Annotated in this window: 17 protein-coding genes; 13 read left to right on the forward strand and 4 right to left on the reverse strand. The window is 58.0% G+C overall.

The genetic code is table 11. The features are described 5' to 3' along the window. The first annotated feature begins 212 nt into the window (after positions 1 to 212). Positions 213 to 980, forward strand: coding sequence for an FCD domain-containing protein (locus NL123_RS04485; RefSeq protein ID WP_494357309.1), 768 nt, complete (start codon positions 213 to 215; stop codon positions 978 to 980). A 37-nt stretch (positions 981 to 1,017) separates the two neighbouring features. On the opposite strand, the gene smpB is transcribed toward NL123_RS04485, so the two are convergent. Continuing rightward, positions 1,018 to 1,500 (reverse strand): SsrA-binding protein SmpB, encoded by a 483-nt coding sequence (smpB, locus tag NL123_RS04490; protein WP_058427663.1) that lies wholly within the window; start codon positions 1,498 to 1,500, stop codon positions 1,018 to 1,020. Between the two features lie 166 nt (positions 1,501 to 1,666). Between smpB and NL123_RS04495 the strand changes: the two genes are divergently transcribed. After that, entirely contained in the window at positions 1,667 to 2,101 is a 435-nt protein-coding gene (locus NL123_RS04495; RefSeq protein WP_005791512.1) for a type II toxin-antitoxin system RatA family toxin, read from the forward strand. Beyond that, the gene (locus NL123_RS04500; protein WP_494357310.1) at positions 2,094 to 2,396 is read left to right on the forward strand and encodes an RnfH family protein; all 303 of its coding nucleotides are present in this window, start codon (positions 2,094 to 2,096) and stop codon (positions 2,394 to 2,396) included. Before NL123_RS04495 ends, NL123_RS04500 begins: the two co-directional genes overlap by 8 nt. A 63-nt stretch (positions 2,397 to 2,459) precedes the next feature. Here NL123_RS04500 and NL123_RS04505 read toward each other — a convergent pair whose 3' ends face one another. Further along, the gene (locus NL123_RS04505; protein WP_071493569.1) at positions 2,460 to 2,987 is read right to left on the reverse strand and encodes an outer membrane protein assembly factor BamE; all 528 of its coding nucleotides are present in this window, start codon (positions 2,985 to 2,987) and stop codon (positions 2,460 to 2,462) included. Between the two features lie 98 nt (positions 2,988 to 3,085). On the opposite strand from NL123_RS04505, the gene fur reads away from it, so the two are divergent. Then, positions 3,086 to 3,490 (forward strand): ferric iron uptake transcriptional regulator, encoded by a 405-nt coding sequence (gene fur / locus NL123_RS04510; RefSeq protein ID WP_003194220.1) that lies wholly within the window; start codon positions 3,086 to 3,088, stop codon positions 3,488 to 3,490. Positions 3,491 to 3,575: 85 nt separating this feature from the next. On the opposite strand, the gene recN is transcribed toward fur, so the two are convergent. Beyond that, a complete protein-coding gene (recN, locus tag NL123_RS04515) occupies positions 3,576 to 5,249 on the reverse strand; it encodes a DNA repair protein RecN (RefSeq protein WP_058427660.1) in 1,674 nt (557 codons plus the stop codon). Positions 5,250 to 5,503: 254 nt separating this feature from the next. Between recN and grpE the strand changes: the two genes are divergently transcribed. The 8 genes from grpE (at position 5,504) to NL123_RS04555 (ending at position 15,971) form a co-directional block, all read left to right on the forward strand. Beyond that, positions 5,504 to 6,064, forward strand: a complete 561-nt coding sequence (gene grpE, locus NL123_RS04520) for a nucleotide exchange factor GrpE (protein WP_025857103.1) — start codon at positions 5,504 to 5,506, stop codon at positions 6,062 to 6,064. 102 nt (positions 6,065 to 6,166) lie between these two features. Beyond that, on the forward strand, positions 6,167 to 8,083 hold the full coding sequence (dnaK, locus tag NL123_RS04525; protein WP_494357311.1) for a molecular chaperone DnaK: 1,917 nt from the start codon (positions 6,167 to 6,169) through the stop codon (positions 8,081 to 8,083). Positions 8,084 to 8,400: 317 nt separating this feature from the next. Next, positions 8,401 to 9,525: a molecular chaperone DnaJ gene (dnaJ, locus tag NL123_RS04530; protein WP_248484612.1), complete on the forward strand. Its 1,125-nt coding sequence runs from the start codon at positions 8,401 to 8,403 to the stop codon at positions 9,523 to 9,525. A 10-nt stretch (positions 9,526 to 9,535) separates the two neighbouring features. Next, the gene (gene dapB / locus NL123_RS04535; protein WP_248484610.1) at positions 9,536 to 10,342 is read left to right on the forward strand and encodes a 4-hydroxy-tetrahydrodipicolinate reductase; all 807 of its coding nucleotides are present in this window, start codon (positions 9,536 to 9,538) and stop codon (positions 10,340 to 10,342) included. Positions 10,343 to 10,601: 259 nt separating this feature from the next. Then, on the forward strand, positions 10,602 to 11,738 hold the full coding sequence (carA, locus tag NL123_RS04540; protein WP_071489993.1) for a glutamine-hydrolyzing carbamoyl-phosphate synthase small subunit: 1,137 nt from the start codon (positions 10,602 to 10,604) through the stop codon (positions 11,736 to 11,738). 105 nt (positions 11,739 to 11,843) lie between these two features. Further along, positions 11,844 to 15,065: a carbamoyl-phosphate synthase large subunit gene (gene carB, locus NL123_RS04545; RefSeq protein WP_010206612.1), complete on the forward strand. Its 3,222-nt coding sequence runs from the start codon at positions 11,844 to 11,846 to the stop codon at positions 15,063 to 15,065. After that, positions 15,062 to 15,538 carry a transcription elongation factor GreA gene (gene greA / locus NL123_RS04550; protein WP_248484608.1) on the forward strand — a complete coding sequence of 159 codons (477 nt, stop codon included), beginning with the start codon at positions 15,062 to 15,064 and terminating at the stop codon, positions 15,536 to 15,538. Before carB ends, greA begins: the two co-directional genes overlap by 4 nt. 28 nt (positions 15,539 to 15,566) lie before the next feature. Beyond that, on the forward strand, positions 15,567 to 15,971 hold the full coding sequence (locus NL123_RS04555; protein WP_248488262.1) for an MFS transporter: 405 nt from the start codon (positions 15,567 to 15,569) through the stop codon (positions 15,969 to 15,971). A 20-nt stretch (positions 15,972 to 15,991) separates the two neighbouring features. On the opposite strand, the gene yhbY is transcribed toward NL123_RS04555, so the two are convergent. Continuing rightward, on the reverse strand, positions 15,992 to 16,300 hold the full coding sequence (yhbY, locus tag NL123_RS04560; RefSeq protein WP_028617972.1) for a ribosome assembly RNA-binding protein YhbY: 309 nt from the start codon (positions 16,298 to 16,300) through the stop codon (positions 15,992 to 15,994). A 106-nt stretch (positions 16,301 to 16,406) separates the two neighbouring features. Here yhbY and rlmE point away from each other — a divergent pair, with 106 nt between their 5' ends. Then, a complete protein-coding gene (rlmE, locus tag NL123_RS04565; RefSeq protein WP_010206606.1) occupies positions 16,407 to 17,057 on the forward strand; it encodes a 23S rRNA (uridine(2552)-2'-O)-methyltransferase RlmE in 651 nt (216 codons plus the stop codon). The last annotated feature ends 79 nt before the right edge of the window (positions 17,058 to 17,136 follow it).

Here is a 17,136-nt window from a genome sequence, read left to right on the forward strand (position 1 = left end):
ATAATTGGTAATACCAATTTACAATCGCTGTTGGCTAGAGTAAAAGCCTTGCTGGGGGCGTGTCAATTTGCCGCCTGCGAAACTTTGGTCGTAGGTCGCTGTGCAGGGTGTTCTGATCGGTTGAAAGGAAGGCGTTCTGATAGGTGCCGCAAGCGCCGCGATAGGCCAGAATAGAGGCCCTGGCGAGTGGTCGGGATGGTGGAGAGTGAGTGATGGGGTTTGATCAGGTGCGTCAGCGCCGTTTGTCTGACGATATTGTCGAGCAGCTTGAGGGCATGATCCTTGAGGGCACGCTGAAGTCGGGCGAGCGTTTGCCGGCCGAGCGCGCTTTGGCTGAGCAGTTCGGGGTGTCGCGGCCTTCCTTGCGCGAGGCGATCCAGAAGTTGGCGGCCAAAGGTTTGCTGGTCAGTCGCCAAGGCGGGGGCAATTATGTGGCTGAGTCCCTGGGCTCCACGTTCAGTGATCCGCTGCTGCATCTGCTGGAGAACAATCCCGAGGCCCAGCGTGATCTGCTGGAGTTTCGCCAGACCCTTGAAGCCTCTTGCGCCTATTACGCCGCGCTGCGCGCCACGGAGGTTGATCGCGAGCGGCTGACGGCGGCTTTCGAGGCGCTACAGGATTGCTACACCCGCTCCGATGAGGTGAGTCGAGTGGAAGAGGGTGCGGCCGATGCGCGGTTTCACTTGGCGATCGCCGAAGCCAGCCATAATGCCGTGTTGCTGCACACCATTCGCGGTCTGTTCGACCTGCTCAAACGTAACGTGGTGACCAACATTGGTGGCATGTACCAACAGCGTACGGAAACCCGCGACATGCTGATCAGTCAGCATCGGGATTTGTACCTGGCGATTATCGAAGGTCGCGCCGAGCAGGCGCGCGAGGTTTCAACACGTCACCTGCTGTATGTGCAGGAAGTGCTGGAGGAAGTGCGTCAGGAAGTTCAGCGCGTGGCGCGTGCGGAGCGGCGCAAGGGGATGTAGCCGAGGGTGGGCGCCCACGGCTGCATCGCAGCAAGGATTATTCTTCCTTGCCCTTGTTGCGCACGGCGCGATGCAGTTCGCGGTTGGAATCACGTTCGCGCTCGGAATCACGCTTGTCGTATTCCTTCTTGCCCTTGCCCAGTGCGATTTCGCACTTGACCAGGTGCTTGCTCCAATACCAGGACAGACAGACGCAGGCATAACCCTTCTGCTGTACAGCGGCTGCGAGCTTTTCCAGTTCGCGGGCATTGAGCAGCAACTTGCGCGTACGCACCGGGTCGGCGATCACGTGGGTGCTCGCGGTGGTCAGCGGGGTGATATGACTGCCGAGCAGCCACGCCTCGCCATCCTTGAGCAGCACATAACTGTCGACCAGTTGCAGCTTGCTGGCACGCAGACTCTTTACTTCCCAGCCGGCCAGGACCAGACCAGCCTCGAACCGATGTTCGATGAAGTAATCGTGTCGCGCCTTTTTGTTTTGCGCGATGGTCCCTGTGGGGTGTTTCTTTTGTTTAGCCATAGGGGCGGCATTATAGGGAGTTGCGAGCGTGTCGGCTACGGTCAACCTGCGTGCTTGAGCGTGTTGGACGAATCCCGGACAATGCGGGCAGTTCTCTGGATTTTTTCTTTCGCGGATCGGGCTGTTTTTTCGCGATGTTTGCCTCAGCTGTGGAAATAACGCACACATGACGACGCATATTCAACGTTCGGCGCTGTTGCCCTATCCGGCACAGGCGCTCTATGACCTGGTCAACGACGTGGCGCGTTACCCGGAATTCCTGCCGTGGTGCTCAACGGCCGAGGTGCTGGAAAGCAGTGATGAGCACATGGTCGCCAGTGTCGGGGTCGCGAAGGGCGGCCTTAGTCAGCATTTTGTTACGCGTAATGTACTGGTGCCCGGTAAGTCCATCGAAATGAATTTGCAGGAAGGGCCGTTTACCCAGCTGCATGGCGTATGGGTGTTCAAGGCGCTGACGGATAAGGCCTGCAAAATCAGCCTGGATCTTTCTTTTGATTACGCCGGGCCTATTGTGCGGGCGACGCTGGGCCCGTTATTCAACCAGGCGGCCAATACCCTGGTGGATGCATTTTGTCAGCGTGCCAAGCAACTGCATGGTTGAGTTCGAAGTAGTGTATGCCGCTGAGGATCGCCAGGTGTTGCTGGCGGTGACGGTGCCGGCGGGCACCCAGCTGCGTGCTGCGGTGCACGCGTCGGGTATTGCAGTGCAATTTCCCGAGCTGGATTTGGCGGATTGCCCTTTGGGGATATTCGGCAAGGTGGTTACGGATGCTGATGTGCGCCCAGTGCAGGACGGTGACCGTATTGAGATTTACCGGCCGTTGCTGGCGGACCCGAAAGAGGTGCGCCGGCTTCGCGCGGCCAAGGCGGCCTTGGCCAGGCAGCAGAGTTCATAGGCCAGTCAAATGGCAAACAGCAAAAAGCCCGGCATGCCGGGCTTTTTGTTGAGCGCCGCAAACTTACTGCGGGCTGGTGTCCAGAGGCTGAGGCGTCGGGACGGGCACTGTTTCCACGCCGTCGACGTCTTTCTGGATCTTGTCGAGCAAGGAGCCGGGCTTGGCTGGTACTTCGGACTTGGGCTTCTCAGCTTCCTGCGCAGGCGCAGTCACGTTGTTGCCGTTATCCTTGCCAAGCAGGGCTTCATCACGGCTTACGCCGGGCATGAAGTCGCCGGACAGGCTGACAAGCTGGTCATTGCCATTGAAGATGACACTGACACGCTCCTGCTGGCGTTCACCGCCACCTGGCTGCAGGCTGTAGAGATAATCCCAGCGATCGGCATGGAAAGTGTCGGTCAGCAGGGGGTTGCCCATGATAAACCGTACTTGCCGTCGGGTCATTCCGGGCCGTAACTGGTCTATCATGTCCTGCGTGACGACATTGCCCTGCTGGATGTCGATTTTGTAAACCCCGGGGAATGAACAACCGGCGAGTGCGAGCAGTCCCACAAAGGTGAAACTGGTTAGCAAGAGCTTGGTGTTTTGCATCGGTGGGCGACTTCCACTATCTTGGCTGGGACAACGTAAACGCCGATCATACCCGTATTAAGAGAAGCTGCGAAGCAGCATCCGCGAGAAAGCTAACCATGGTTGAAAATAGCGAACTACGCAAAGCCGGTCTCAAAGTGACTCTGCCACGAGTCAAGATTCTACAAATGCTCGATTCTGCTGAGCAGCGCCACATGAGTGCCGAGGATGTCTACAAGGCGCTGATGGAGTCTAACGAGGACGTTGGCCTGGCTACGGTTTACCGTGTGCTGACCCAGTTTGAAGCCGCAGGGCTGGTGGTTCGTCATAATTTCGACGGCGGTCATGCAGTGTTCGAATTGGCTGACGGTGGTCATCACGACCACATGGTTGATCTGGATACCAATGAGGTTATCGAGTTCACCAGCCCCGAGATTGAAGCGCTGCAGCATAAGATTGCTGAAGAGCATGGCTTCGATCTGGTTGACCATAATCTGGTCCTGTACATCCGTAAGAAAAAGTAACAAGCGCTGCAGATTTACGCTGCAAAACGATCGAAGGCGACCTCAGGGTCGCCTTCGTGCTTTCTATAAGAAGGAAATTTTTCGCTCAGGCCTTTGCCGCCACGACCATTTTCTTCGCGTGCGCCAACGACTCCTTGGTCAAATCAATACCGCCGAGCATGCGCGCCACTTCTTCCACGCGTTCCGACTTGTTCAACTTGGACACGGCTGTGTGCGTCGCATCACTGCCGCGTACCTTGTGCACAAACAAGTGTTGATGCCCTTGGGCTGCCACTTGCGGCAAGTGAGTGACCGTCAGTACCTGACCTCTATCCCCCAGGCGTCGCAACAGTTGGCCAACAATTTCTGCTGTCGGCCCGCCAATGCCCACGTCAACTTCGTCGAACACCAGCGTCGGCACCCGGGAGGTTTGCGCGGTAATCACCTGGATCGCCAGGCTGATCCGCGAAAGCTCGCCGCCGGATGCCACTTTTGCCAACGCCTTGAGTGGCTGCCCAGGGTTGGCGCTGACCAGCAGTTCCACCTGTTCCAGGCCGTGGGGTTGCAGCTCGTTGCTGGCGTTGGCGCGCAGTTCAATGGTGAAGCGCCCGCCCGGCATGCCCAGGCGTTGGATCTCAAGTTCCACTGCGCTGGCCAGGCCGGTCGCGGCTTGTTGGCGCAGGTCGCTCAGTTCGCGCGCTTTCTCCTGGTAATGACGAGCGAACGAGGCGAGTTCTTCGCCCAGTCGTTCGATGGATTCGTCATTCGCATTCAGGGTCTCGATTTCATCCAGCAGCTTTTGCTGCATCGTTGCCACTTCGGTAGGCTGGATTCGATGCTTGCGCGCCAGGGTATAGATGGTGTCCAGGCGCTCTTCTATTTCCTGCAGGCGTGCAGGATCGGCATCGAAGTGGTCCAGAAAGCGATTCAATTCACCGACCGCTTCCTCCACCTGAATCTGTGCACTGGTGAGCAGTGTCGTAGCTTCGCTCAGCGAGCCGGAGGCATTGTTCACGCTCGACAAGCGATTGAGGCTGGCAGTCAGTGCATTGAGCACGTTGCCTGAGTCGCTTTCACTGCATTGCTCTACTACCTGGCGACAAATGCCCAGCAAGGTTTCAGCGTTGGTGAGGTTCTTGTGTTCCTGCTCAAGCTGCTCCAGTTCAGTCTCGCCCAGGCCCAGGCTTTCCAGTTCTTCGAGTTGATAACTGAGCAACTGATGACGAGCGCGTTGTTCATCGCCGGAGTTGGAGAGTCGCTCCAGTTCCTGCCGCGTCTGGCGCCAGCGCTGGGCGGCAAGTTGCACCTGGCGGGCAAGGTCTGTGGCACCGGCATATTCATCGAGCAGGCGGCGATGGGTGTCGGTTTTCAGCAGCGACTGGTGCTCATGCTGGCTGTGGATATCGATAAGCAACTCGCCCAGGGCTTTCAAGTCGCCCAGTGGGCAGGGCGTGCCGTTGATATAGCCGCGAGAGCGACCTTCCGCCGTGATAACCCGGCGCAGAATGCACGGGCCTTCATTATTAAGGTCGCGTTCGGTCAACCAGGTTTCGGCCTCGGGAATATCGGCCAGGTCGAAGGTGGCCAGGATATCGGCCTTGTCTGCGCCGGGGCGCACCACGCCGCTGTCGGCGCGATCACCCAGGGTGAGGCCCAGGGCATCGAGCATGATCGACTTGCCGGCGCCGGTTTCGCCTGTGATTACGCTCATCCCGCGATCCAGTTCGAGATCCAGATGTTCAACGATGGCGTAATTATGTACGGACAGGTGCACGAGCATGACGGGCGCTCCCAGGCTTTAGGTCTGGTTATTTATACAGTGTTTTGTTCAGGGCTGACAATCCTGGCGCTTAGCTCGATTTGCTTGAATGAGCGTGTTTTTTAGCGCAATGCGGAATGGGGCGGCAGGAATTGATCCCGATCATGGGAAAGACTTTTGGTAACGCCTGCGCTCTTGAACCTGGAAATTGTGGCCCCATATACCGGAACAGAAGCGCGAGTTGAGTTCGTGCATGATTTTGAAAGGAGAAAACTATGGCTGACGAACAGACGCAGGATACGCAAACTCCAGACGCCAATTCGGCTGTCGGCGATGAGCTGGCAACGCGTGTGCAAGTGCTCGAAGAGCAATTGGCTGCTGCGCAGGATCAATCTTTGCGTGTTGCCGCCGATCTGCAGAACGTCCGCCGCCGTGCCGAGCAGGATGTAGAAAAGGCTCACAAGTTCGCGCTGGAAAAATTCGCCAGTGACTTGCTGCCGATCATCGACAGCCTGGAGCGTGGTCTCGAGTTGTCCAACCCGGACGATGAAAACATCCGCCCGATGCGCGAAGGGATCGAGCTGACCCTGAAAATGTTCCAGGACACCCTGAAGCGTTATCAGCTGGAAGCCATCGATCCAACCGGCGGCGAACCGTTCAACGCTGAGCATCACCAAGCCATGGCCATGCAGGAAAGCCATGACCTGGAGCCTAACAGCGTGCTGAAAGTGTTCCAGAAGGGGTATCAGCTCAACGGTCGCCTGCTGCGCCCGGCGATGGTCGTGGTGAGCAAGGCGCCTGCACCGGTTTCGCCTTCTATTGATGAGCAGGCTTGAAATACGCTGTAAAGCCCCCATCTATAAGTCAAGCGTTTAAGTGCTACCGCAGTTAGCCACCACTGCTGCGGCAACCAAATTCAAGTTTCGGGAGAGTAAATCATGGGCAAAATTATCGGTATCGACCTGGGGACCACCAACTCCTGCGTCTCCGTCATGGAAAACGGCCAAGCCAAAGTTATCGAGAACGCCGAAGGCGCGCGTACCACGCCGTCGATCATCGCTTACGCAAATGATGGCGAGATCTTGGTTGGTCAGTCCGCCAAGCGTCAGGCTGTCACCAACCCGCACAACACTCTGTACGCAGTAAAGCGTCTGATCGGTCGTAAGTTCGACGAAGAAGTCGTACAGAAAGACATTAAGATGGTGCCTTACAAAATCGCCAAGGCTGACAACGGTGACGCCTGGGTTGAAGTAAATGGCCAAAAGATGTCTGCGCCGCAGATCTCGGCTGAAGTCTTGAAAAAGATGAAGAAGACTGCCGAAGACTATCTCGGCGAAACAGTGACCGAAGCGGTGATTACCGTTCCGGCCTACTTCAACGACAGCCAGCGCCAGGCGACCAAAGACGCCGGCCGCATTGCGGGCCTGGACGTAAAACGTATCATCAACGAGCCAACCGCAGCCGCTCTGGCTTACGGTATGGACAAGGCCAAAGGCGACCACACCGTGATCGTTTATGACCTGGGTGGCGGTACTTTCGACGTCTCGGTCATCGAGATCGCTGAAGTTGACGGCGAGCACCAGTTCGAAGTGTTGGCCACCAACGGCGACACCTTCCTGGGTGGTGAAGACTTTGACATCCGCTTGATCGACTACCTCGTTGACGAGTTCAAGAAAGAAAGCGGCATGAACCTCAAGGGTGACCCGCTGGCCATGCAGCGTCTGAAAGAAGCTGCTGAGAAGGCCAAGATCGAATTGTCCTCGAGCATGTCGACCGACGTTAACCTGCCGTACATCACTGCAGACGCCACCGGTCCTAAGCACTTGAACGTGAAGATCTCTCGCGCCAAGTTGGAAGCACTGGTTGAAGACCTGGTTCAGCGCACCATCGAACCTTGCCGCATCGCTTTGAAAGACGCTGGTATCGACGTTGGCTCCATCAACGACGTGATTCTGGTAGGCGGTCAGACCCGTATGCCACTGGTTCAACAGAAAGTTACCGAGTTCTTCGGTAAAGAAGCGCGTAAAGACGTGAACCCGGACGAAGCAGTTGCCATGGGTGCTGCCATCCAGGGTGCGGTATTGGCCGGCGACGTCAAAGACGTGCTGCTGCTGGACGTCAGCCCGCTGACTCTGGGTATCGAAACCATGGGCGGCGTGATGACGGCGCTGATCGAGAAAAACACCACGATTCCTACCAAGAAATCCCAGGTGTTCTCGACTGCCGACGACAACCAAGGCGCGGTGACCATTCACGTGCTGCAAGGTGAGCGTAAGCAAGCGGCTCAGAACAAGTCCCTGGGCAAGTTCGACCTGGCCGAGATTCCACCAGCACCACGTGGCGTGCCACAAATCGAAGTGACCTTCGACATCGATGCCAACGGCATCCTGCACGTAGGCGCGAAAGACAAGGCCACCGGCAAAGAGCAGAAGATCACCATCAAGGCCAACTCCGGTCTGTCTGATGAAGAAATTCAACAGATGATCCGTGATGCTGAAGCCAACGCTGATGCGGATGCCAAGTTTGCCGAGCTGGCTGGCGCCCGTAACCAGGGTGACGCACTGGTTCACTCGACACGCAAAATGGTCGCTGATGCTGGCGATAAAGTGACTGCTGAAGAGAAGGCTGCCATCGAAGCTGCTGTAGTTGCCCTGGAAGCCGCTGTAAAAGGCGACGACAAGGCGGCTATCGAAGCCAAGATCGAAGAGCTGTCGAAAGTCTCTGCGCCAGTGGCTCAGAAAATGTACGCCGAACAAGGCCAGCCGGCTGACGGTGCTGCGCAGCACGCAGAGCCTGAAGCCAAGCACGACGACGTTGTCGACGCCGAGTTCGAAGAAGTCAAAGACCAGAAGTAAGTTGGTCGCCCGGTTGACCGCTATCAAGCGGTGACTGGTAGGATGTCGCCGCGCGGGAGCTTGCTCCCGCGTTGGCGTGTCTGGGGTATGCGAATTTTTACAGCATGCGACAGTGTTCGGATGCTGGCGGTGTGATCGGGAATGCTCCTGCTTTCCGAGCAGTAAATACCGCATTTTTGGCCGGGTACCTGGCTAAAAGTAGTAATGACCAGGATCGTTGAATTGACGTGAGTTGGGTCCGGGCCTGTATTGGGGCTCAACGAGTTTGGCAAGGCTCAGGAGGGTCTGGCTGAACGTCCTTAAGAGTGCAAAGACTTATGGCAAAGCGTGACTATTACGAAGTATTGGGTGTGGAGCGCGGCTCCAGCGAGGCGGACCTGAAGAAGGCCTACCGTCGCCTGGCGATGAAGCATCACCCGGACCGTAATCCGGATAGCAAAGAATCCGAAGAAATGTTCAAAGAGGCCAATGAGGCCTACGAATGTCTGTCTGATCCCAACAAGCGTGCGGCGTACGACCAGTATGGTCATGCCGGCGTCGACCCGAGCATGGGTGGCGGCGGTGCCGGTTTTGGTGGTCAGAACTTCTCCGATATCTTCGGCGACGTATTCAGTGACTTCTTCGGCGGTGGCCGGGGTGGTCAGCGTGGCGGCGCCCAGCGTGGCAGCGACTTGCGCTACACCCTGGAGTTGAACCTGGAAGAAGCCGTGCGCGGCACCAGCGTGAATATCCGTGTGCCGACGCTGGTCAACTGCAAGCCGTGCGACGGTTCGGGGGCCAAGAAAGGTTCTTCGCCGATCACCTGCCCGACGTGCGGCGGTATTGGCCAGGTCCGTATGCAGCAGGGCTTCTTCTCGGTGCAGCAGACCTGTCCGCGTTGCCATGGTCAGGGCAAGATCATTTCCGATCCGTGCGACTCGTGCCACGGCGAAGGCCGTGTCGAAGAGTACAAAACCCTTTCGGTGAAAGTGCCGGCGGGTGTGGATACCGGTGATCGCATTCGCCTGTCGGGCGAGGGCGAGGCGGGGACTCAAGGTGGTCCTACGGGCGACCTGTACGTGGTGATCAATGTGCGCGAGCACTCGATCTTCCAGCGTGACGGTAAGCACTTGTTCTGCGAAGTGCCGATAAGCTTTGTTGATGCGGCGCTGGGTGGCGAGCTTGAAATTCCAACTCTCGACGGTCGGGTCAAGCTCAAGATCCCTGAGGGCACGCAGACCGGCAAGCAATTCCGTATCCGTGGCAAGGGCGTTGCGCCGGTGCGTGGCGGCGGTGCTGGTGATCTGATGTGTCGTGTGGCGGTAGAGACTCCGGTCAATCTGGATCGTCGTCAGCGTGAGCTGCTTGAAGAGTTCCGCAGTTCGTTGGACGGTAACAGCTCTCAATCGCCGCAAAGTTCTGGCTTTTTCGAAGGCGTGAAGCGCTTCTTCGGCGACCTGTAAGGAATTGAGTATGCGACGTATAGCCGTAATGGGCGCTGCCGGGCGCATGGGCAAGACACTGGTCGAGGCGGTACAGCAACGCTCGCCGGCCTCTGGGCTGACCGCGGCGATCGTTCGTCCGGGCAGCACGTTGATCGGTGCAGATGCCGGTGAGTTGGCTTCACTGGGGCGCATCGGCGTTTCGTTGTCCGGCAACCTGGAGCAGGTAGCTGACGAGTTCGACGTGCTGATCGACTTCACTCTGCCGGACGTGATGCTGAAAAACCTGGCGTTCTGCCGCAAGGCGGGCAAGGCGATGGTAATCGGTACTACCGGTTTGACGGTTGAGCAGAAGCAGTTGTTGGTGGAGGCGGGCAAGGATATTCCTATCGTTTTCGCGGCCAACTTCAGTGTGGGCGTGAACCTGTCGCTCAAGCTGCTTGATTTGGCCGCCCGTGTGCTCGGGGATGAAGCGGATATCGAAATCATCGAGACCCATCACCGCCACAAGATCGATGCGCCGTCAGGTACTGCTCTGCGCATGGGCGAAGCGATTGCCGATGCGTTGGGTCGCGACTTGTCGAAAGTGGCGGTGTATGGCCGTGAAGGCCACACCGGTGCGCGCGCGCGCGACACCATCGGCTTTGCAACTGTGCGTGGTGGTGATGTGGTGGGTGACCACACCGTGTTGTTCGCCGCTGAGGGCGAGCGCCTGGAAATCACGCACAAGGCGTCCAGTCGCATGACGTTTGCCAAGGGCGCGGTGCGTGCTGCGCTCTGGTTGGAGGGGCGCGAGGCGGGCCTTTACGACATGCGCGATGTGCTGGATCTGCACTAATCAGTAGCTAAAACGGGGCCTCAAGCTTATGCTTAGGCCCCGTTTTTACCCGCTAAGCGACGTCCTGTCGCATTCCCCTGCCTTTAAGGCTCATTAGCGGTGGACCAAAAAAGCCTTTTTCTGTAAGCTACAGCTTTAGTGTGTCCACTAAAAGCGCGCAGAATAATTCGGTGAAGAAGCGGGGTGACGTGTCCATACGTCACTCCGCTTTTTTACAACCTGCGATCGCCCTTTCAGGCTTTATTTACGGGAGGTCTTCTTGACTAAGCCAGCCATACTCGCCCTTGCTGATGGCAGCATTTTTCGCGGCGAAGCCATTGGAGCCGACGGTCAGACCGTTGGAGAGGTAGTGTTTAACACTGCCATGACCGGCTATCAGGAAATCCTTACCGATCCTTCCTACGCCCAACAGATCGTTACCCTGACCTATCCGCACATCGGCAATACCGGTACTACACCGGAAGACGTCGAGTCTGATCGTGTCTGGTCGGCGGGTCTGGTGATTCGTGACCTGCCACTGGTTGCGAGCAACTGGCGTAACACGATGTCGCTGTCCGATTACCTGAAAGCCAACAACGTGGTGGCGATCGCCGGTATCGATACACGCCGCCTCACGCGCATCCTGCGTGAGAAAGGCTCGCAGAACGGCTGCATCATGGTCGGTGACAATATTTCCGAGGAGGCGGCGATTGCCGCAGCCCAGGGCTTCCCTGGCCTGAAGGGCATGGACCTGGCGAAAGTCGTCAGCGTCAAAGAGAAGTACGAATGGCGCTCCACGGTCTGGGACTTGAAGACCGACAGCCATGCGACTATCGAAGCCGCAGATCTGCCTTACCACGTAGTGGCCTATGACTACGGCGTGAAGTACAACATCCTGCGCATGCTGGTCGAGCGCGGTTGCCGCGTGACCGTGGTGCCGGCGCAAACTCCGGCCAGCGACGTGCTTGCCCTGCAACCGGACGGCGTGTTCCTGTCCAACGGCCCGGGTGACCCTGAGCCATGCGACTACGCCATCCAGGCGATCAAGGAAGTGCTGGAAACCGAAATTCCGGTGTTCGGTATCTGCCTCGGCCACCAACTTCTGGCCCTGGCCTCCGGCGCCAAGACCCTGAAAATGGGGCACGGCCACCACGGCGCCAACCACCCGGTACAAGACCTGGATACCGGCGTTGTGATGATCACCAGCCAGAACCACGGTTTTGCGGTAGATGAAGCCACCCTGCCGAGCAACGTGCGCGCCATTCACAAGTCGCTGTTCGACGGTTCCCTGCAGGGCATCGAGCGCACCGACAAGAGCGCGTTCAGCTTCCAGGGCCACCCTGAAGCCAGCCCGGGCCCGAACGACGTAGCGCCGCTGTTCGACCGTTTCATCAATGAGATGGCCAAGCGACGCTGACTGAGCGGCCTGCGGGCGGCCCTGAGTGTCGGTGGCCCCCGCAGGCTCTTCAAAGATTGTTCAAGACGGCTTGCCGACTGACCTGCGGATTTGAGTGACAAACCCATGCCAAAACGTACAGACATAAAAAGCATCCTGATTCTCGGCGCTGGCCCGATCGTGATCGGCCAGGCCTGCGAATTCGACTACTCCGGCGCCCAGGCCTGTAAAGCCCTGCGCGAGGAGGGCTACCGCGTCATCCTGGTGAACTCCAACCCGGCCACTATCATGACCGACCCGGCCATGGCCGACGCTACCTACATCGAGCCGATCAAGTGGCAGACCGTTGCCAAGATCATCGAGAAAGAGCGTCCGGACGCGCTGCTGCCGACCATGGGTGGCCAGACCGCACTGAACTGCGCCCTGGACCTGGAGCGCGAAGGCGTCCTGGAAAAATTCGGCGTAGAGATGATCGGCGCCAATGCCGACACCATCGACAAGGCTGAAGACCGCTCGCGTTTTGACAAGGCCATGAAGTCCATCGGCCTGGCGTGCCCGCGTTCCGGTATCGCCCACAGCATGGAAGAAGCCAATGCGGTCCTCGAGACGCTGGGCTTCCCGTGCATCATTCGTCCGTCCTTCACCATGGGCGGCACCGGTGGCGGTATCGCGTACAACCGTGAAGAGTTCGAAGAGATCTGCGCCCGCGGCCTGGACCTGTCGCCGACCAAAGAGCTGCTGATCGACGAATCCCTGATCGGCTGGAAAGAATACGAGATGGAGGTTGTCCGCGATAAGAAGGACAACTGCATCATCGTCTGCTCCATCGAAAACTTTGACCCGATGGGCGTGCACACCGGTGACTCGATCACCGTCGCTCCGGCACAGACCCTGACTGACAAGGAATACCAGATCCTGCGTAACGCCTCCCTGGCGGTACTGCGCGAGATCGGCGTGGAAACCGGTGGTTCCAACGTTCAGTTCGGCATCTGCCCGAACACCGGCCGCATGGTCGTGATCGAGATGAACCCGCGTGTTTCCCGTTCGTCGGCCCTGGCGTCGAAAGCCACCGGCTTCCCGATCGCCAAGGTCGCGGCCAAGCTGGCCGTGGGTTACACCCTGGACGAGCTGTCGAACGACATCACCGGCGGCAAGACTCCGGCGTCCTTCGAACCGTCCATCGACTACGTCGTGACCAAGCTGCCACGTTTTGCCTTCGAAAAATTCGCCAAGGCTGACGCGCGCCTGACCACCCAGATGAAGTCTGTCGGTGAAGTCATGGCCATCGGCCGTACCTTCCAGGAATCCCTGCAGAAAGCTCTGCGCGGCCTGGAAGTGGGCGTTTGCGGCCTGGACGAGAAGCTCGACCTGAGCAACCCGGAAAGCATGAGCGTGCTCAAGCGTGAGCTGACCGTGCCGGGCGCCGAGCGTATCTGGTACGTGGCGGACGCCTTCCGCGCCGGCATGACCGTCGAAGATATCTTCGGCATGAACATGATCGATCCGTGGTTCCTGGTGCAGATCGAAGATCTGATCAAGGAAGAAGAGAAGGTCAAGACCCTGGGTCTGGCCAGCATCGACCGCGACATGATGTTCCGCCTCAAGCGCAAAGGTTTCTCTGATCAACGTCTGGCCAAGCTGCTGGGTGTGACCGAGAAGAACCTGCGTACCCATCGCCACAAGCTGGAGATCTTCCCGGTCTACAAGCGCGTTGACACCTGCGCGGCCGAGTTCTCCACCGACACCGCGTACCTGTACTCCACCTATGAGGAAGAGTGCGAAGCCGCGCCGTCGGGTCGCGACAAGATCATGATCCTGGGTGGCGGTCCGAACCGTATCGGCCAGGGTATCGAATTCGACTACTGCTGCGTTCACGCCGCCCTCGCCCTGCGCGAAGATGGCTACGAGACCATCATGGTCAACTGCAACCCGGAAACCGTTTCCACTGACTACGACACCTCCGATCGCCTGTACTTCGAACCAGTGACCTTGGAAGACGTGCTGGAAATCGTGCGCGTCGAGAAGCCCAAAGGCGTGATCGTCCAGTACGGCGGCCAAACCCCCCTGAAGCTGGCGCGTGCCCTGGAAGCTGCCGGCGTGCCGATCATCGGTACCAGCCCGGACGCCATCGACCGTGCAGAAGACCGCGAGCGCTTCCAGCAAATGGTTGAGCGCCTGAACCTGCGTCAGCCGCCAAACGCCACTGTGCGCAGTGAAGACGAAGCCATCCGCGCAGCCAGCAAGATCGGCTACCCGCTGGTGGTGCGTCCGTCCTACGTGCTGGGCGGTCGTGCGATGGAAATCGTCTATGAAGAAGAAGAGCTCAAGCGTTACCTGCGCGATGCCGTGAAAGTGTCCAACGACAGCCCGGTGCTGCTGGATCACTTCCTCAACTGCGCCATCGAGATGGACGTGGATGCGGTCTGCGACGGCACTGACGTGGTGATCGGCGCGATCATGCAGCACATCGAACAGGCGGGCGTTCACTCCGGTGACTCGGCTTGCTCGCTGCCGCCGTACTCGCTGCCGGCGCACATCCAGGACGAGATGCGCGAACAGGTCAAGAAAATGGCTCTGGAACTGGGCGTAGTCGGCCTGATGAACGTACAGTTGGCGCTGCAAGGCGAAGACATCTACGTCATCGAAGTCAACCCACGTGCTTCGCGTACCGTGCCATTTGTTTCCAAGTGCATCGGCGTCTCCCTGGCCATGATCGCTGCGCGCGTGATGGCCGGTAAGACCCTGAAGGAAATCGGCTTCACCAAGGAAATCATTCCGAACTTCTACAGCGTGAAAGAAGCGGTGTTCCCATTCGCCAAATTCCCTGGCGTGGACCCGATCCTGGGCCCAGAGATGAAGTCCACCGGTGAAGTCATGGGTGTGGGCGATACCTTCGGTGAAGCCTTTGCCAAGGCCCAGATGGGCGCCAGCGAAGTGCTGCCGACCGGCGGTACTGCGTTCATCAGCGTGCGTGATGACGACAAGCCACTGGTTGCAGGCGTAGCCCGTGATCTGATCAACTTGGGCTTTGAAGTCGTGGCCACCGCCGGGACCGCCAAGCTGATCGAAGCTGCCGGCCTGAAAGTGCGTCGCGTGAACAAGGTGACGGAAGGCCGTCCGCATGTGGTCGACATGATCAAGAATGACGAAGTCACCCTGATCATCAACACCACCGAAGGTCGCCAGTCGATCGCGGACTCCTACTCCATTCGTCGTAACGCCTTGCAGCACAAGATCTACTGCACCACCACCATTGCTGCTGGCGAAGCCATCTGCGAAGCGCTCAAGTTCGGTCCTGAAAAGACCGTGCGCCGCTTGCAGGATCTACACGCAGGATTGAAGGCATGATCAAATACCCAATGACCGTCCAGGGCTTCAAGGCCCTGGAAGAGGAGCACGCCCATCTGACCAAGGTCGTCCGTCCGAAGCTGAGCCAGGACATCGGTACGGCCCGCGAACTGGGTGACCTGAAGGAAAACGCCGAATACCACGCTGCCCGCGAGCAGCAAGGTATGGTCGAGGCGCGGATCCGTGACATCGAAGGCCGTTTGCAGAACTCGGTGGTCATCGATGTGACGACCATTCCGAAGACAGGCAAGGTGATCTTCGGCACCACTGTGGAAATCGCCAACGTTGAAACTGACGAAAGCGTGGTCTACCACATCGTTGGTGAGGATGAAGCTGATTTCAAACTCGGCAAAATCTCTGTCGGTTCCCCGCTGGCCCGTGCCTTGATTGCCAAGGAAGAGGGTGATGTGGTGGCTGTAAAGACGCCAGGTGGCGTAATCGAGTACGAGATTGTTGAAGTTCGTCACGTCTGAAAGACGGCGCCCGCTTCGTGCGGGCGCCATGCTTTGGCAGCTCTCTCAGATGCTTTGGGTGGGCGGCCTTTGGTTGTTGCACATTGGTGTGCTGCCGGCGCTCGGCCTGATAGGCCTGGCACCGCTGCTGATCGATGAGATCGATGGATTACTCAGTGCGCTGTTGGTGGGTTTCGCGGCGGCGTGCGTGACGCTCCAGGCATTGGTGCTGGTCAAGGCCGAGGGCTTGGAGAGTTTGTGGCGGGATATTCGCGGGCAACTGCTGTTGATGGCGCTGTATGCATGCGCAATGTTTTGCGTGGTGCATGTCTGGTTGCCGGAAGCGTTGCGTTGGCAGCTATTCAGCTATCTTGTGCTAGGGTTCTCCGGCCTGGTGCTGGTTTTACAGCCTGCACCGGGATGGAGTGGCGGGGCGCGCGAAGCACGCCCGTGACCCTTTTTGTAATTTAAAAGCTACTTGAAGCGGTGTACGTTCGACAGTTGCTTGTTGACGCTGAAGTTCTTGCGATACAGCAGCGCCATCTTGCCGATGACCTGGACCAGGTCCGCTTTGCCTGCCTTGCACAGTTCTGCAATGGCAGCCAGGCGCGCTTCGCGATCAAGGATGTTGACCTTGATCTTGATCAGTTCATGATCGTTCAGCGCACGTTCGAACTCGGCTAACACACCTTCAGTCAAACCGTTATCTGCCACAATCAGAACTGGTTTCAGATGGTGGCCAATGGATTTGTACTGTTTCTTCTGCTCTTGAGTGAGCGGCATAATCTGACCCCTGCGTCTGATCTTGTAAAAAGCGGCGGCCAGTTTACCCGAGCGAGTCCGGGACCGCCCAGTTAATCACGACCCGTTTTATTTTTCGAGGTGGCCCGTGGCCCGTTCCAAAACCAGCCTTAAGTGGCTACAAGAACATTTCAACGATCCTTACGTCAAAAAGGCGCAAAAGGACGGCTACCGTTCCCGGGCCAGCTACAAACTGCTGGAGCTCCAGGACAAGGACAAATTGTTTCGCCCCGGCATGAGTGTGATCGACCTGGGCGCTGCCCCGGGTGGCTGGTCCCAGGTGGCCAGTCGTCTGATTGGTGGGCAAGGCCGATTGATCGCTTCTGACATCCTGGAGATGGACAGCATCCCGGATGTGACCTTCGTGCATGGTGACTTCACCCAGGATGCGGTCCTGGCCGAGATCCTGGAAGCTGTAGGAAATTCGCAGGTGGACCTTGTGATTTCCGACATGGCACCCAATATGAGTGGGTTACCGGCTGTTGATATGCCGCGAGCCATGTTCCTGTGCGAATTGGCACTGGATCTGGCGGGTCGGGTATTGCGTCCGGGTGGTGATTTCCTGGTCAAGGTCTTCCAGGGGGAAGGTTTCGACGAGTACCACAAGAACATTCGCAAGCTGTTCGACAAGGTACAGATGCGCAAACCGGACTCCTCGCGTGACCGGTCTCGCGAGCAGTATCTGTTGGCGCGGGGGTTCCGTGGCATCGAAGGCGCCGCCAGTGATGAGCGTCTTTGAAGGTTTGAAGGGAGTCGATAGGTTTTTTTATATCGCTTTCGTCACGAAGCTTTACGAATATTGTGTAGTCAAAGTTTCA

The sequence above is a fragment of the Pseudomonas sp. FBCC-B1565 genome, from assembly GCF_059133265.1.

Coding starts and splice junctions, on each gene's coding strand:
- NL123_RS04485 (WP_494357309.1), top strand. CDS start 213: ATGGGGTTTGATCAGGTGCGTCAGCGCCGTTTGTCTGACGATATTGTC.
- smpB (WP_058427663.1), bottom strand. CDS start 1,500: ATGGCTAAACAAAAGAAACACCCCACAGGGACCATCGCGCAAAACAAA.
- NL123_RS04495 (WP_005791512.1), top strand. CDS start 1,667: ATGACGACGCATATTCAACGTTCGGCGCTGTTGCCCTATCCGGCACAG.
- NL123_RS04500 (WP_494357310.1), top strand. CDS start 2,094: ATGGTTGAGTTCGAAGTAGTGTATGCCGCTGAGGATCGCCAGGTGTTG.
- NL123_RS04505 (WP_071493569.1), bottom strand. CDS start 2,987: ATGCAAAACACCAAGCTCTTGCTAACCAGTTTCACCTTTGTGGGACTG.
- fur (WP_003194220.1), top strand. CDS start 3,086: ATGGTTGAAAATAGCGAACTACGCAAAGCCGGTCTCAAAGTGACTCTG.
- recN (WP_058427660.1), bottom strand. CDS start 5,249: ATGCTCGTGCACCTGTCCGTACATAATTACGCCATCGTTGAACATCTG.
- grpE (WP_025857103.1), top strand. CDS start 5,504: ATGGCTGACGAACAGACGCAGGATACGCAAACTCCAGACGCCAATTCG.
- dnaK (WP_494357311.1), top strand. CDS start 6,167: ATGGGCAAAATTATCGGTATCGACCTGGGGACCACCAACTCCTGCGTC.
- dnaJ (WP_248484612.1), top strand. CDS start 8,401: ATGGCAAAGCGTGACTATTACGAAGTATTGGGTGTGGAGCGCGGCTCC.
- dapB (WP_248484610.1), top strand. CDS start 9,536: ATGCGACGTATAGCCGTAATGGGCGCTGCCGGGCGCATGGGCAAGACA.
- carB (WP_010206612.1), top strand. CDS start 11,844: ATGCCAAAACGTACAGACATAAAAAGCATCCTGATTCTCGGCGCTGGC.
- greA (WP_248484608.1), top strand. CDS start 15,062: ATGATCAAATACCCAATGACCGTCCAGGGCTTCAAGGCCCTGGAAGAG.
- NL123_RS04555 (WP_248488262.1), top strand. CDS start 15,567: ATGCTTTGGCAGCTCTCTCAGATGCTTTGGGTGGGCGGCCTTTGGTTG.
- yhbY (WP_028617972.1), bottom strand. CDS start 16,300: ATGCCGCTCACTCAAGAGCAGAAGAAACAGTACAAATCCATTGGCCAC.